The organism is Paenibacillus sp. FSL R7-0297, assembly GCF_038009025.1.
Taxonomy (GTDB): domain Bacteria; phylum Bacillota; class Bacilli; order Paenibacillales; family Paenibacillaceae; genus Paenibacillus_AQ.
This window is the reverse complement of record NZ_JBBPAQ010000001.1, coordinates 6,493,028-6,508,322: the sequence shown is the minus strand read 5'-3', so window position 1 is coordinate 6,508,322 and position 15,295 is coordinate 6,493,028. Positions and strand designations below refer to the sequence as shown.

Genomic DNA, 15,295 nt, shown 5'->3' with positions numbered 1-15,295 from the left:
ATGTCTATACGTTTGCGGCTGACTGCCTGGTATTCAGGGATTCTGGCCATAATGCTGCTGGCCCTGTCCGCGTTAATCTACGGGTTTGTCTATATTAATACGTACGGTGACTTGAAGGACCGTCTTAAGAATCAGGCCAATCAGATCGAACTGCAGCCGGTTACTTATTATGACGGAACTTCCAATCTGTATGTGGGCGGAAGTCTGGAAGGCCAGAATTTATTTGCACAGTTGTATATATATGATATTTCGCGGATTGTTCCCAATAATAACATGAAGACGTTTGATCTTCGGTTCAATATTCCGGAACAAGCCGCTATAGTCAGCCAACAGGGCTTTGTTAGAGAGAGCTACCAAGGAAATTCTTTCTTAATCTATCAGCGGGCTGTTGATATTCCGGGGTATGAAGGCAATCCTGCTGCAGTCCTGCAAATGGCCGCGTATACAGGTGAGCAGGATCGGCTGATGCTGAGACTGAAGAATATCCTGCTCGTTGGCTCTTTTGCGACTCTGATCGCAGCCTTCACCTTCGGGCTGTTCCTGGCCCGCAAAGCAATGAGTCCGATCGGCAAGGTTATTGAGGCGGCAAACGGGATACAGACCGGGACGGATCTGAGCTCGCGCATTGAATACGACGGACCGCAGGATGAGATCGGGCGGCTGATTGAGACGGTGAACAGTATGCTCGGGCGGATGGAAGGCTTCTATACGGGGCTGGAGGAGGCCTATGCCACGCAGCGCCGCTTCGTCTCGGATGCTTCGCATGAGCTGCGGACACCGCTTACAACGATTCGCGGAAATATTGATCTGCTGGAGAAGATATGGGAGATGGAGCCGGATGACAGCCGGATGACCGAGGCGGAAATCCGCCAGCTCTCCATTGAATCGGTGAAGGATATTGCTGATGAATCCAAGCGTATGAGCCGGCTGGTGGCGGATATGCTCTCTCTGGCCAGAGCGGATACAGGCCGGACCTTTGATATAGAGCCGGTAGCGCTGGAGCCGATGATGACCGAAGTAGCACGCCGTGCTTCCTTCCTGCCGCGTCAGGCGGAGTGGTCTGTGGGCGAAATGGGCCAGTTGAACGGCAAATATATTCTTGGCAACAAGGACTATCTGCAGCAGATGTTGTTCATCTTCATTGATAATGCTTTTAAATACACGCCTGCGGGTGAGGTTACGCTGGATGCCGTCTTTTATCAGAACCAGGTGGGAATCCGTATCTCGGATACCGGAATCGGGATGGATAAGGACGAAGTGCCGCACATCTTTGACCGTTTCTACCGTGCGGATGAATCTAGAGGAATTACCGAAGGGATCGGTCTGGGGCTGTCCATCGCCAAATGGATAATTGATGAGCACGGCGGTTCTGTAGAGGTGGTCACACGGCAGGGGGAAGGGACGACTTTTGTGATCTGGATGCCGCTTCTCTTTGCCCCGCCGCTGGAATAGGGTATAATTAAACGGTTCCTATTACAGCAGTCATTGACAGCAGAAAGCGGTGAATCATGGAAGTCATCAAAATTTCTCCCCGGGGCTATTGCTACGGCGTCGTCGATGCTATGGTAATGGCACGGCAGGCCGCACAAAATCTTGATTTGCCACGGCCGATTTATATATTGGGCATGATTGTGCATAACAGCCATGTCACGAACTCCTTTGAGGATGACGGAATCATTACGCTGGACGGGCATAACCGTCTGGATATTTTGGATAAAATAGAAAGCGGGACGGTTATTTTCACTGCTCATGGTGTGTCGCCCGAGGTACGCAAGATAGCACGGGCCAAGGGGTTAACCACAGTCGATGCCACTTGTCCCGATGTAACAAAGACTCATGACCTCATCAAGGAAAAGGTTGAAGAGGGCTACGAGGTTATCTACATCGGCAAGAAAGGTCATCCTGAGCCGGAAGGTGCGGTGGGGATTGCCCCTCAGCATGTCCATCTGATTGAGAAGGAAGATGAAATTGCCGGTCTCTCGGTCCCTTCCTCGCGTATTGTAATTACGAATCAGACCACCATGAGCCAGTGGGATATTAAGCATATTATGAAAAAACTGCTGGAGACCTTCCCGGGAGCCGAGGTCCATAATGAGATCTGTATGGCAACCCAGGTCCGCCAGGAAGCGGTAGCGGAGCAGGCCGGCCAGTGTGAGCTGGTCATTGTTGTCGGTGATCCGCGCAGTAATAACTCTAACCGTCTGGCACAGGTGTCGGAAGAAATTGCCGGTGTACCGGCTCACCGGATCTCAGATGTATCTGAGCTGAATAGGGATTGGCTGAAGGGAATTACCAAGGTAGGGGTAACCTCAGGCGCTTCTACGCCAACGCCGATTACCAAGGAAGTTATCAATTATCTGGAGCAGTATGACGAATCGAACCCCGAGACCTGGGAGATCAAACGTACGGTGAATATGGCGAAGCTTCTGCCGCCTGTGAAGAACAAGAGTACGAGTGCTACCTGACATGATAGCAATTATGAACTTATAGAATAGGTATAGCGGCAGTGTGGCCTGTAACCGGGTATGCTGCCGTTTTTCTCGTTCCTGGGCGCTAGCCGCTCCTGCGAGCATGTGCCGTGATAAAGTTAGTGAGTTATTGATTTTACCTCCGGCGGTTTTGTTATATATAGCCTATTGGGGTTGACTGGAACGGAAACTTGCGGTAAAATCACTTTAGTGCTTAAAAGCGTACACGCGTCGTAGCGAGATAGTATCAAATTTAAATTGATTGTACCCGTTTATAAGAATAAGTGTCCAAAAAGGGGAGCTATAATATGATCGTTATTACATCCAACCAAACACCGCAGGATCAGGTAAATGATATTATTGCCATAATTGAAAAAGAAGGCTTGCAGGTACATCTCTCAAGGGGAGCAGATCATACTGTGATCGGTCTTGTCGGCGGCGTGACGCCGAAGCTGGCCGAGCATCTGCGCCAGATGAAGGGCGTCGAGAACGTCGTGAAGATTACCAAGTCCTATAAGCTGGCAAGCCGTGATTTCCATCCGGAGGATACGGTTATCGATATCCGCGGGGTGAAGATCGGCGGAGAGAATCTCGTCATTATGGGCGGCCCTTGTGCCGTGGAATCCCCGGAGCAGATTGATGAAATCGCACGGCTTGTTAAGGCTTCCGGCGGCCAGGTGCTGCGCGGCGGTGCTTTCAAGCCACGTACCGGACCTTACAGCTTCCAGGGTGTGGGTGTAGAAGGTCTTACGATGATGGCTGAAGCCGGTAAACGCCACGGCCTGTTGACCATCACGGAAGTGATGACACCGGAGTATGTAGATATCTGTGCGGAGCATGCGGATATTCTGCAGGTAGGCACACGTAACATGCAGAACTTTGACCTGCTGCGCAAGCTGGGAACCTGCGGGCGTCCCGTCCTGCTGAAACGCGGGTTCAGTGCGACTTACGATGAGCTGCTGAATGCAGCAGAGTACATTCTCGCCGGAGGCAACCGTGATGTCATGTTATGTGAGCGCGGAATCCGGACTTTTGAAACCTACACACGCAATACGCTGGATCTCTCAGCTATTCCTGTGCTGCAGAACCTCAGCCATCTGCCGGTGATTTCTGATCCAAGCCATGGCACTGGACGCCGTGAGCTGGTTGCGCCTATGGCCAAGGCTTCGGTTGCTGCGGGAGCCAATGGTCTGATCATCGAGATGCACACCGACCCTGATAATTCAATGACAGGTGACGGAGTGCAGTCTCTGTTCCCGGAACAGTTCGACAGCCTGCTTAGAGATCTTGAGAAGCTGGCCCCGCTTGTCGGACGCAAGTTCTCTCCTTCACTGGAAGCAGCCCCGGTAGTTTGAATTTCAAGTGCGGATTAGCTTCTTACAGGCCCTCTTCTCCCGCTTTGGGCGGAGGAAGGGGGCTATTTTTATTGAATATAGGACAAAGGTGACATGGGAATCGGATGAACAGAGTTTTTTCACCAAAGCGTCAGAATATCTTACATTGTCGTAAGAAATACCTGACATAAGCATTGACGATGTTAGGTTTGAGATTTATAATGACGACAGCAAAAAAATAAAAACAAGAACATTTGATACTGTGAGCGGCCTAATGTTCGGAACTTGGGGAGGAATAAAGCATGTCGGTTGAAAAAGTATTGCAGACGATCAAGGAGAACAATATCGAATGGGTGGATTTCCGGTTTGTAGATTTGGGTGGACGTGCTCACCATATCTCGTTGCCAGCATCCGCAGTTGAAGAAGAAACATTTGAGAATGGTGTAGCATTTGATGGTTCTTCCATTACAGGTTTCCGTGGGATTGAAGAGTCGGATATGGTAATGATGCCTGATCCAAGCACTACATACATCGATCCTTTTACAGCTCACCCAACGCTTAACATCATGTGTGATATTTTCACACCGGATGGCGAACGTTACGAGCGTGACCCGCGCGGTATCGCTGTGAAGGCTGAAGAGTTCCTGCAATCCAGTGGTGTAGGTACAGTTGCATTCTTCGCACCTGAATCCGAGTTCTTCATCTTCGATGACGTTCGTTATGAGAGCGGAATGAACAGCTCCTCCTACTTCGTAGATTCCGAAGAAGCAGCTTGGAACACTGGCCGTAAAGACGAAGGCGGCAACCTGGCATTCAAAGTTGGCGTTAAAGGCGGATACGTGCCTGTAGCTCCAGTAGATTCCCAACAGGATATCCGCAGTGAAATGTGCCGTTTGCTTGCTGAAGCAGGCCTTGAAATCGAACGCCATCACCATGAAGTGGCGACTGCAGGCCAGGCGGAAATCAACTTCCGTTTTGACACCCTGAAGAAAACAGCTGACAATCTCCTAACTTACAAATACATTGTACAGAACACTGCACGCCAATACGGCAAGGTAGCAACCTTCATGCCTAAGCCACTGTTCGGCGATAACGGTAGCGGTATGCACGTTCACCAGTCGATCTTCAACGGCAGCGAGCCATTGTTCTACGAAAAAGGCTCTTATGCTAACCTGAGTGAATTGGCTCTGCACTACATCGGCGGTATCCTGTATCATGCTCCTGCATTGATCGCGCTGACTAACCCAAGCACCAACTCGTTCAAACGTCTGGTTCCTGGTTATGAAGCACCGGTCAACCTGGTTTACTCCAAGGGTAACCGTTCCGCTGCTGTCCGTATACCGGTAGCTGCTGTAACTCCTAAGGGCTGTCGTATTGAATTCCGTACACCGGACTCCACGGCTAACCCATACCTGGCATTCTCCGCAATGCTGATGGCGGGTCTGGACGGAATCAAGAAGAAGATCAACCCTGAAGAAATGGGTTATGGTCCACTGGACAAGAACATCTACGAATTGTCTGATGCAGACAAAGAGAAGATCCGCAGCGTTCCAGGTACACTGGACGAAGCGCTTGATGCTCTGGAAGCTGACTACGAGTTCCTTACAGAAGGCGGCGTATTCACTAAGGACTTCATCGATAACTACATCGCTCTGAAACGTTCTGAAGCGCAAGCCGTTGCGATTCGTGTTCATCCGCATGAATACTCCCTGTACTTTGATGTATAAGATAAGTTAACTTGAATAGAGCTTGATGAAGAAGCCTCCAGGATCATTTGATTCCGGGGGCTTTTTCTGTTGTGTTCGTACGGGAGTAACTGGTATGGCCACAAATGATTGTAGTATAGCGGCATTGGCGGAAACGGGCGGTTGCAAAGGCCGGGCTGCTGATCGGTCTGGGGCGGAGGATCATCAGTAATTTAACGCGGACTGAGAGGACTCTATTTCGTCAAAAAGCCTCCTAACGAGGCCCAAACAGACTGAGATTCCGTTATGTATTTCATTCGAGCCCGAAAGGAGGGGGAGATGCTTATATAAGCGAATCTGAATCCGCTTGGCAAGTGAATCCCCTGGATTTGTTCAAATAACGGATTCTCATTCCAACTCACTAACTTAGGGGATGTGGAGAGTCCAGTCTGGCATGGCCTGATGATTGGTCGCGATTTCGTAATTTTTCGTGTTATTTAATAGATTATATTCTATAAAATCTCAACTTGATTATATATAACGTTTACATTTCGCATGTATTTCAGATATGTGAAATTTCAGGCGTGTTTGTACTATATTTAGGCCAGATTTATATATAATATAAGTCTGATAACGAAAGTGGTTTCGTAATTGATGAAATACACATAAAAGGCTGTGATATCAGCTTTTATGGTAACTATTTTGCACATCAAAGAACATGAAAAAAACCTTTACAAAGATTTATAACGATGCAATAATGAAAAACGAAACCGATTTCGGAAAGTGTGATTAAAAATGCAATCTATCTTTGTATTATAGAGAGGATGAATACAGTGAATCACGATCACAAGATAAAATCAGGCTGGAGCTTCACCGGCAATAATGGGGATTTCAGATTGGAGCAGCCGGACCGGAGCAGTTTTTTATATTTTCCGCTGGTGAATGAGGGGGGCATGATGTCCTCGGTCAGCCCGAAGCTGCATGGTCAGGTGACTTCAGGTCATAATACATTCCTTACTCCGCCGCTCTCCGTGGAGGATCTGCATAATTCCCGCGCTTCCCGCAATTTCTGGGTATATATCGAAGGACAAGGCGCATGGTCAGCTACGGGAGACTCCGCCCGGCAGAATGCTGCGGTATATGGCGAGGGTGCTGACGAATCTCTGCTGGAAGCCGGGCTGTTATGGCATAAAGTGTCCCGCAACAATAAGGAGCTGGGGTTAGGAGCACAGATCACGAGCTTCGTACCCTGCGGCAATGACAAAGTAGAGCTGATGAAGGTTGTGCTGACAAACAGCGGCACGAAGGAGCTCACGCTGACTCCGACGGCAGCCATTCCGCTGTATGCGCGTTCTGCAGATGATCTGCGGGATCACCGTCATGTTACTTCGCTGCTGAACCGGACTTATACTTCCGCTTACGGTGTGGAGGTACAGCCAGCACTTTCCTTCGACGAACGCGGGCACCGTGTAAATCATACCTCTTACGGTGTGTTTGGTGCTGCGGAAGGCGGAGCACAGCCGGTTGGCTTCTTCCCGGTGCAGGAGGAATTCATCGGTGAAGGCGGAAGTCTGGACTGGCCGGAAGCGGTGGTGCGCAATCTGGCTCCGGAGATAGGTGAAGGGGGCGGAATACACAAGGAAGGGTATGAAGCGCTTGGCGGACTGCGTTTTGCAGAGGTTACACTTGCTCCGGGACAGAGCCATTCCTATGTAGTTGTACTTGCGATAGAGAATGACAGAATCGGCGTGCCGGCTTTGATGGCCAAGTACGGCTCAACCGAGGCTTTTGATACATTATTGGAGGAGAGTAAGACCTTCTGGGCGGAAAAAGTGAATACCGTAGAATTCCATACGGGAGATCATGCTGCTGATGAATGGATGAAATGGGTTACTCTGCAGCCCGTGCTGCGCAGACTGTACGGTAACTCCTTCCTGCCTTATCATGACTATGGAAGAGGCGGCCGCGGCTGGCGTGATCTCTGGCAGGACTGTCTCGCTCTGCTGATCATGGAGCCTGCTGATGTGCGTAGCCTGCTGCTGAACAATTATGCCGGTGTCAGAATCGACGGCAGTAATGCAACGATCATCGGGCAGCAGCCTGGTGAATTCATAGCAGACCGTAATAATATTCCCCGCGTCTGGATGGATCACGGCGCATGGCCATTCCTCACTACGATGCTGTACCTCGATCAGAGCGGTGATCTCGACTTCCTGCTGCAGGAGCAGACCTATTTCCGGGATTCCTTCATGAGCCGCTGCAGGGAACGCGATACGTCATGGGAGCCTGGAGCCGGCAGCAGCCTGCAGACTTCAGCAGGTGAAGTGTATACAGGCACCATTCTGGAGCATATCCTGCTGCAGAATCTGGTTCCATTCTTCAATGTGGGTGAGCATAACAATATTCTGCTTGAAGGCGCTGACTGGAATGACGGGCTGGATATGGCTGCTCAGCGGGGGGAGAGTGTAACCTTCACAGCCTTCTATGCCAGCAATCTGCTGGATCTCTCCCGGCTGCTGATCACGCTTAAGGAACGTACCGGAGGAGATACCCTGGAGCTTGCGGAAGAAATGACGCTGCTGCTGGATTCGCTTGGCGAATCCGTTAATTATGAATCTATTCCTGCCAAACACGGGCTGCTGGACCGCTACTATGGCGCAGCACCGAATAAGGTTAGCGGAATCCGTGTCCAGCTGAAGCTGGAACAGGTTGCAGCGGATCTGGCCCGCAAAGCAGAATGGATCTTCGATCACCTGCGCCGCAATGAATGGGTAGAAAGCGGGCATGGCGACGGCTGGTTCAACGGCTATTACAATAACGACGGGGAACGTGTGGAGGGTGAGTTCGCTGAAGGTACCCGCATGACGCTGACGGGGCAGGTCTTCCCGCTGCTGGGTCATGCTGCTGCACCGGAGCAGATTTCAAGCATTGTCTCGGCAGTGGAACGCAATCTGTTCGATGACAAAATCGGCTACCGTCTGAACAGCAACTTCGGCGGTATTCAGCAAAATCTAGGCCGTGCCTTCGGCTTCGCTTTTGGCCACAAAGAGAATGGAGCCATGTTCAGCCATATGACTGTAATGTATGGGAATGCGCTGTATAAACGCGGATTTGTTAAAGAAGGACGCAAGGTACTCGATTCGCTGTACAGCCTGAGCGCGAACTTTGAAGTCAGCCGGATGTACCCGGGTATCCCGGAATATATCAATGAGCAGGGTAGAGGGATGTATACGTATCTGACCGGTTCGGCAAGCTGGATGCTGCTGACGATGGTCACAGAGGTATTTGGTGTCAAAGGCAGGCTGGGCGATCTGCTGCTGCAGCCGAAGCTGGTTAAAGAACAGTTTGATGCCGAAGGCCGCGCTTCTATCAAAACTATTTTTGCCGGACGTGAGCTGAAAGTCGTCTATACGGCTTCAGGAAGCGTTGAATACGGAGAGTACCAAATACATGCCGTGAAGCTAAACGGGGCTGAGGTAACGCTTCAGCGCGTCTCAGAAGGGGCTATGATCTTACGTAGTCTGCTGAGTGCCCTCCCTGAAGGCCAAATCCATCTGCTTGAGGTTGAACTGGCGTAACGCCGGAAGATAGGAATTTAAGACGCCTGCTCTGCCGGTCCGCCGGGAGCGGGCGTTTTCATATGAGATGCCCTATATATGGTGCAGTAGCTGCTCATAAGAGTGTAACTTCAGGATAACCGCAGAAATAGCAGCCGGAAGCTTGTGTAATCACAGCCGTAACGGGTAAGCTTAGAATCCATAGGTCAAGCATAGATCGATCATAGGCCAAACATAGAAAGTGGAAAGGAAGGGCATTAAATGGCACATATTCTATCAAACGGAATACTTACAGTGGAGATCGCAGAGCCGGGAGCATATAGCGGCACCCGGTTTGATTGGAGCGGATTTATTACAGGAGTGACTCTGGAGCAGGGGGGACATTCCTTTTGTGTGCCGGAGAGTCTGGTTCCGGGACAGGGCAGCGGAGGTATAGGCCTGTGCAATGAGTTCGCCATTTCCCGGGCAATCGGCTATGAGGAAGCAGCTGCCGGGGAGTGGTTCCCGAAGCCTGGGGTCGGGCTGCTGCAGAAGCAGAGCGATGAAGCATACGATTTTTTCGGGAAGTATCCCCTCGTTCCCTTCATCATTCATGAAGAGCTCAGCAGGCATTCGGTCACTTACACCGTCCAGCCGATGGAGTGCCGGGGTTATAGTATGCGGCTGATTAAGACGATAACGCTGAATGAGGACCGGCTGGATATTACCTACGAGATTGAGAATGTAGGAGACAAGCCGCTGCGCATAGAGGAATATATTCATAACTTTGTCGGGATCAACGGTGCGGCTGTCGGCGGAGAATATGAGCTGAGACTGCCGGGCATGCTCCGGATTGCAGCACCGGAGTCCTCATATACGGACAATTTGCTGAGCCTGTCCGGTAACAATCTTACGTGGAAGGAAGAGCCGGACCGTCCGTTCTATTGTCGGCTGGAGGGCTGGGAGAACGCGGCGGCTGATTATTATTGGGAGCTCGTCCATAAGCCAAGCGGTGCCGGAATCCGGGAGAGCGGGGATTTCACGGCGGAGCGGATCATTCTATGGGGTGAAAAACATGTAATTTCTCCCGAAGTTTTTATTGACATCACCATTTTACCGCGTCACAGCAAGGGTTGGAAGCGCAGCTATCAATTTTTTGCCTCTTGAAGCGTGTCTAGCTTACCTCCTATGTGAATAATTATACTTGCTGCTGTTTAATGTTATCTGCTATCATAGCGATATCCATATTCATAGGAGAGAAAGGGTGGGAGCAATTTTGAGCAAGAGAGCATACAATTTTAATGCCGGTCCGGCAGCATTGCCGCTTACAGTATTGGAACGTGCACAAGCGGAGTTTATTGAATTCCGGGAGAGCGGAATGTCCATTATGGAGATGTCGCACCGCGGAGCTATATACGAATCCGTGCATAATGAAGCTCAGGAACGCCTGCTTTCGCTCCTCGGCAATCCACAAGGCTACAAGGTAATGTTCATTCAAGGCGGAGCAAGCACACAGTTTGCTATGGTGCCGATGAACTTCATCTCTGCAGGCCAGGTCGGCAGCTATGTCATGACAGGAAGCTGGGCTGACAAGGCCCTGAAGGAAGCCAAGCTGACAGGCGGCGGGCATGTTGCCGCATCCTCAGAGGATAAGAAGTTCCTGGCGATTCCGGAGCTTGACAGCATCAAGGCTGCGGACAATGCCGCTTATCTGCATATTACATCGAATGAAACGATTGAAGGGACACAATATGCAGAGTATCCGGATGCCGGTTCTATTCCGCTGATCGCAGATATGTCCAGTGACATACTGAGCCGTTCCTTCGACATCAACAAATTCGGTCTGATCTATGCCGGTGCGCAAAAGAATCTCGGACCTTCAGGCGTCACTGTAGTGATCGCCAAGGAAGAGCTGATTTCCAGTTCTCCTGCGAATATTCCGACGATTCTGCGGTATGATACACATTATAAGAACAACTCTCTCTACAATACGCCGCCATCCTTCTCTGTATATATGGTTAATGAAGTGTTAAAATGGATTGAGGAACAGGGCGGGCTTGCCGGTACCGAAGCCAAGAACCGTGATAAAGCAGGTCTCCTCTATGACTATATCGACGGCAGTGACGGCTTCTACCGCGGAGTTGCGGAAGAAGGCAGCCGTTCCATTATGAATGTAACGTTCCGGATGCAATCGGAGGAGCTGGAGAAGCAGTTCATCAAAGCTTCTGAAGCGGAAGGCTTTGTCGGCCTCAAGGGCCACCGTAGCGTGGGCGGCTTGCGTGCCTCCATCTATAATGCCGTTCCTCATGAGAGCGTTAAGGCGCTTGTCGATTTCATGAAGCATTTCCAGCAAACCCAAGGTTAATGAAAGAACGCTCCTGACCTTCCGCCTGGTGGCGGAGGGTCTTCTTCTTGCCCGCAGCTCAGGATTTCCGGGCTCCGCCTTGTATCTGGAGCCATCATCAAGAATTCATTACAGGGCCAAGTAAGTCTTTAGGACCCTACAGAGAGGAAGCATCCGAATTATGGCATTACACATTGTGCTGGTAGAACCGGAAATTCCGGCGAACACAGGCAATATTGCCCGCACCTGTGCGGCTACAGGAACCCATCTCCATCTCGTACGTCCCCTCGGTTTCCGTACAGATGATGCAACACTGAAACGTGCCGGACTCGATTATTGGCATGCGGTAACCATTGAGTATCATGATTCCTTCAGTGAAGTACTTGAGAAGTATAAGGAGGGCCGCTTCTTCTACGCCACGACAAAGGCGGAGAAGCGTTATACGGATTTCACCTTTCAGGATGGTGATTTCTTTGTGTTCGGCAAGGAAACCAAGGGATTGCCCGCAGATATTCTGGAAGCGGGCAAGGAAACCAGAATGCGCATGCCGATGAGCGAAGCCGTAAGGTCGCTTAATTTATCTAATTCTGCAGCGATTATTGTTTATGAAGCACTCCGGCAGATGGATTTCCCGCAACTTTTCTAAAAGTTGACATTAATTTTTATTTTTTTCAGCAGGATTCGACATTTTAGTAACGAAATAGTTAATTAGTGCCGAAATAAGTAGTATAGAACGTGAACATAAGAATGAGAGTTCTCATTCTTATGTTCACCTTATGTAGCTACTATTATCAGTTGAACAGGAGAGTGTAAGTTAGATATGAAACCTGCTGGCGTTGTACGTAAAGTAGATCAGCTGGGTAGAATTGTTCTGCCTAAGTCCCTGCGTAAAAGGTATTCAATGAATGAAGGGGACCCTGTAGAAATTCTGGTTCAGGGCGATCACATCATTCTGGAGCGTTACCGTCCTAAGTGTGTCTTTTGCGGAGGTATGGAAGGCGTAAGCGAATATAAAGACCGTTATATTTGTGCAAGCTGCCTTTCGGAAATGACTCAATTGCCAAGACACGCGTAAGTCTAAACAGCATTACTGTCTACATAGGAGAAGCGCTGAACGGCGTCCTGTAACAGGGCTGCTGTTTGGAAAAGCTTTTCTTGAAAGCCAATGGAAACGGCTTTGCCGTCCTTTGACAAGGACGGTGCCGTTTCAGCAAGAAAAAAGAGCGCCGCACATCAGTGCGGTGCTCCTTTTTTTGTAAACGCTCAGCGGACTCATAAGCCCTTGGTCTTGTCGTCGTTGTAGGAAGAAGTAAGGATGCCGGCCAGAAACAGCAGAAAAACCAGGGTCACGATCCAAAAAGTCAGGGAGAACGACATGCTGTGCACCTCCGTTAGTGACTGTTATTCGTTAATCTGATTATACGCTTTCATTCCGCAAAAATAAATGGAAATGTGATTTATGGCATTGACGAACTTCGAGTTGCTTACTTAAAGAACAGGAAGTTCGTCGGTACACGCCGCAAATTGCCGTCAGAAGGCTTATTGATTACCTTCCCCCGGAAGATCAGCGAGGAAGAACCGCCTCCATCGAGATTGTAGGCATCAATAACGCCAAGGTCATACAGCTTGTCCTGAAGCTCTGCCAGAGTAGCCCCGGAATTGCCGTTCTCGTCATAACCGTCGGCCACCAGAATGAGCAGCTGATCATCCTTGAAGTTGCCGATCACGGTGCGCGGTGCGCGCTTCGGCGTGATCTGCCATTTCTGCGGGATCACAGTCTTGGTGTGATTCTTCAGCAGAACAGGCACGAAGGTGGCGCCAAAAACGGGCTCCAGCTGATCCAGCTGTGCCCGGCTGCTGAACTTGCCTCCGATCAGCTGCCCGGACTTATTCAGGCCGACGAAGCTGAGATCTTTGTAGCTGGGTTCGAAGCCATACAAATACTGGCCGCCGACAATGGTTGTAGACAGCGGATAACGTTTGCCGTTCTGATCGGCGAACCCGCCGGCGTTAATGCCGGCGGATGCACCATAGCGGTTCACGGCCTGCATGGTGGTCTCGGATGCGCCAGTGCCGTCACCGGCCAGACTCATCTTCATGGCGGCAGGATCTTTCAGCCTGATCTTTAGCGCGTATGCTTTATAGTTTCCGGGGTTCAGCCGGTACAATTCAATGGTAATCCTGTCACTGGTAATTACATCGGCAGGTATGCCCAGCCGGGAGGTAATCCGGTTATTGTAGATCCGCTCCGGGCGGGAAGTCTGGGCTGCCGCCGTATTGACCAGCGCATTCATGGCATTCGTGGTCTGCTTGTACAGCAGGGCACTGGCACTGATCGAATTGATGGTGTAAGACGCATAGCTCTTGGCTACGGCCAGATCCTGCTTAAGCTTAGCGGTCTCACTAACAGGGCCGGAGACAGCAATAAAGGGCCCGGTATCCAGCTTGAGGTTGAGCGGCGGCTGATACAGCCACAGGCAGAGCAGCAGTCCGAACAGCGGCGCGGTCAGGAGCATGAAGAAGCGGTTTACTCTTTTGACAGGAGTCATCATTTGAGCAGATCCATCTCTTTCTTAAGCGCATCCAGCTGTTTCTTGACCTCGCTTAATTGCGTATACAGTTTGTTGCTGTTGTCCGTCTTGTTGCTGGCGTTATCTTTGGTGAAGGTCAATAATTCATTAAAGGTCTGCACGGTACTCTGCAGTTCCTTCACCTGTTCGGTCAGGACGGAGATCTTGGATTCATAATCGGTCTTCAAAACGGTAAGCTGCTGCTGGCTTTGTGATCCAAGCTCGCTCAGCACCTGATCTTTCAGATGGTTCGTGTAGCTGTACACGGCATAAACGCCGAGTGCAATCATCAAAATCCAAAACAGTAGAAACCATTTTACGGAAGGTCCGCTTCTCTCTGCGCTCCGGCGCGAGTGTACCCGGGTCGATTCCGCTAGCGGTTGCATTTCATCACCTCAAGCCATTTTTTTTCAAGTCCCCATTCTATCAGACTTTTACTATTTTCGCAAAAGTGAAAGAGCTTGTGAAAACAAGAAAAAGTAATTGCATCCAGTTAAACTACTGCGATACAATTTCTATAGATTGGAATATCTGAGGGGCGTATTCAAGGTAAAAGTAGGAAGAACAGACAAGACATCATAGTTCCTTGCTTGCGTGTTAACCGGAAACGCTTATCGCGCTTTCCATTCTGGTAAATTATATAGATAGCAGGAGGTCTGGGCATTGATGAAAGTCTGGCGGGTGGTCATCGTGGGATGTCATCCCACAAGTATGTTGGGAACAAAATTGATTCTGGAAGAAGGGGGCGAGCTGGAGGTTGCAGGTATGTATTCCACCTGGAGCGAATGCGTTTCCATGGTGCGGGATACCGGGCCGGACCTGGTACTCAGTGATTATCAAATGCCGGAGGGAACGGTAGAGGATGTTCTGCCAGAGATGAAGCAGAGCTCCCAGAGCTCCCATTTCATAATTATGACTGAAGAGAACGATAAAGAAATGTTTCAGCCACTGATTGAGCTTGGAGCCAGCGGAGTACTGTCCAAGGCGGCGACTCCGAATCAGCTGCTGCAGATGATTAGTGGAATCCGTGAAGGCTTCCTTTCCATTCCGCTTGAATGGATTGAGAAGGGGCTGCGTCCGGTGACCTCTTCCAGAGGGCTGGACGCTGTAATGCAGCTGACACAGACAGAGATGTTTATTATGGAACGCATTGTGCAAGGGATTACATACGATAAGATTGCCCTGGAAATTGAAGTCAGCCGCCGCTCGATCGATAACTATCTACGCAAGATTTATGTTAAGCTGGAAGTATCTACGAGGGCACAGGCGATCGAGAAATTCGCCCTATTCTCAAGACAGACGAAGCAAATCTACGCCTAATCCCCGTATAACGACATAATGCCGTCCGGGCTGGAATA

12 protein-coding genes are annotated in these 15,295 nt (G+C 50.1%); 10 read left to right on the top strand and 2 right to left on the bottom strand.

Annotation, left to right across the window (positions count from 1 at the left end; all coding sequences use genetic code 11):
• From MKZ24_RS28345 to MKZ24_RS28305, 9 genes are all read left to right on the top strand, one after another.
• A complete protein-coding gene (locus tag MKZ24_RS28345; RefSeq protein WP_042234233.1) occupies positions 1 to 1,452 on the top strand; it encodes a sensor histidine kinase in 1,452 nt (483 codons plus the stop codon).
• A 56-nt stretch (positions 1,453 to 1,508) separates the two neighbouring features.
• Complete coding sequence (locus MKZ24_RS28340; protein ID WP_042234234.1) at positions 1,509 to 2,465, top strand: 4-hydroxy-3-methylbut-2-enyl diphosphate reductase; 957 nt, start codon at positions 1,509 to 1,511, stop codon at positions 2,463 to 2,465.
• Positions 2,466 to 2,776: 311 nt separating this feature from the next.
• On the top strand, positions 2,777 to 3,823 hold the full coding sequence (gene aroF / locus MKZ24_RS28335; RefSeq protein WP_042234235.1) for a 3-deoxy-7-phosphoheptulonate synthase: 1,047 nt from the start codon (positions 2,777 to 2,779) through the stop codon (positions 3,821 to 3,823).
• A gap of 281 nt (positions 3,824 to 4,104) precedes the next feature.
• Positions 4,105 to 5,529, top strand: a complete 1,425-nt coding sequence (gene glnA / locus MKZ24_RS28330) for a type I glutamate--ammonia ligase (RefSeq protein WP_340788982.1) — start codon at positions 4,105 to 4,107, stop codon at positions 5,527 to 5,529.
• 791 nt (positions 5,530 to 6,320) lie between these two features.
• A complete protein-coding gene (locus MKZ24_RS28325; RefSeq protein ID WP_340788981.1) occupies positions 6,321 to 9,065 on the top strand; it encodes a GH36-type glycosyl hydrolase domain-containing protein in 2,745 nt (914 codons plus the stop codon).
• Between the two features lie 240 nt (positions 9,066 to 9,305).
• The gene (locus MKZ24_RS28320; RefSeq protein ID WP_340788978.1) at positions 9,306 to 10,190 is read left to right on the top strand and encodes a hypothetical protein; all 885 of its coding nucleotides are present in this window, start codon (positions 9,306 to 9,308) and stop codon (positions 10,188 to 10,190) included.
• A 106-nt stretch (positions 10,191 to 10,296) separates the two neighbouring features.
• A complete protein-coding gene (gene serC, locus MKZ24_RS28315; protein WP_042241976.1) occupies positions 10,297 to 11,388 on the top strand; it encodes a 3-phosphoserine/phosphohydroxythreonine transaminase in 1,092 nt (363 codons plus the stop codon).
• A 160-nt stretch (positions 11,389 to 11,548) separates the two neighbouring features.
• Positions 11,549 to 12,013 carry a tRNA (uridine(34)/cytosine(34)/5-carboxymethylaminomethyluridine(34)-2'-O)-methyltransferase TrmL gene (gene trmL / locus MKZ24_RS28310; protein WP_039303379.1) on the top strand — a complete coding sequence of 155 codons (465 nt, stop codon included), beginning with the start codon at positions 11,549 to 11,551 and terminating at the stop codon, positions 12,011 to 12,013.
• A gap of 174 nt (positions 12,014 to 12,187) precedes the next feature.
• On the top strand, positions 12,188 to 12,442 hold the full coding sequence (locus MKZ24_RS28305) for an AbrB/MazE/SpoVT family DNA-binding domain-containing protein (RefSeq protein WP_039303382.1): 255 nt from the start codon (positions 12,188 to 12,190) through the stop codon (positions 12,440 to 12,442).
• A gap of 409 nt (positions 12,443 to 12,851) precedes the next feature.
• Here MKZ24_RS28305 and MKZ24_RS28300 read toward each other — a convergent pair whose 3' ends face one another.
• Positions 12,852 to 13,919 carry a phosphodiester glycosidase family protein gene (locus tag MKZ24_RS28300; protein ID WP_042234238.1) on the bottom strand — a complete coding sequence of 356 codons (1,068 nt, stop codon included), beginning with the start codon at positions 13,917 to 13,919 and terminating at the stop codon, positions 12,852 to 12,854.
• The gene (locus MKZ24_RS28295; RefSeq protein WP_042234240.1) at positions 13,916 to 14,323 is read right to left on the bottom strand and encodes a hypothetical protein; all 408 of its coding nucleotides are present in this window, start codon (positions 14,321 to 14,323) and stop codon (positions 13,916 to 13,918) included. The genes MKZ24_RS28300 and MKZ24_RS28295 overlap by 4 nt, the downstream gene beginning before the upstream one ends.
• A gap of 277 nt (positions 14,324 to 14,600) precedes the next feature.
• Between MKZ24_RS28295 and MKZ24_RS28290 the strand changes: the two genes are divergently transcribed.
• Positions 14,601 to 15,257: a response regulator transcription factor gene (locus MKZ24_RS28290; RefSeq protein WP_340788969.1), complete on the top strand. Its 657-nt coding sequence runs from the start codon at positions 14,601 to 14,603 to the stop codon at positions 15,255 to 15,257.
• The last annotated feature ends 38 nt before the right edge of the window (positions 15,258 to 15,295 follow it).

Coding starts and splice junctions, on each gene's coding strand:
- MKZ24_RS28345 (WP_042234233.1), top strand. CDS start 1: ATGTCTATACGTTTGCGGCTGACTGCCTGGTATTCAGGGATTCTGGCC.
- MKZ24_RS28340 (WP_042234234.1), top strand. CDS start 1,509: ATGGAAGTCATCAAAATTTCTCCCCGGGGCTATTGCTACGGCGTCGTC.
- aroF (WP_042234235.1), top strand. CDS start 2,777: ATGATCGTTATTACATCCAACCAAACACCGCAGGATCAGGTAAATGAT.
- glnA (WP_340788982.1), top strand. CDS start 4,105: ATGTCGGTTGAAAAAGTATTGCAGACGATCAAGGAGAACAATATCGAA.
- MKZ24_RS28320 (WP_340788978.1), top strand. CDS start 9,306: ATGGCACATATTCTATCAAACGGAATACTTACAGTGGAGATCGCAGAG.
- trmL (WP_039303379.1), top strand. CDS start 11,549: ATGGCATTACACATTGTGCTGGTAGAACCGGAAATTCCGGCGAACACA.
- MKZ24_RS28305 (WP_039303382.1), top strand. CDS start 12,188: ATGAAACCTGCTGGCGTTGTACGTAAAGTAGATCAGCTGGGTAGAATT.
- MKZ24_RS28300 (WP_042234238.1), bottom strand. CDS start 13,919: ATGATGACTCCTGTCAAAAGAGTAAACCGCTTCTTCATGCTCCTGACC.
- MKZ24_RS28295 (WP_042234240.1), bottom strand. CDS start 14,323: ATGCAACCGCTAGCGGAATCGACCCGGGTACACTCGCGCCGGAGCGCA.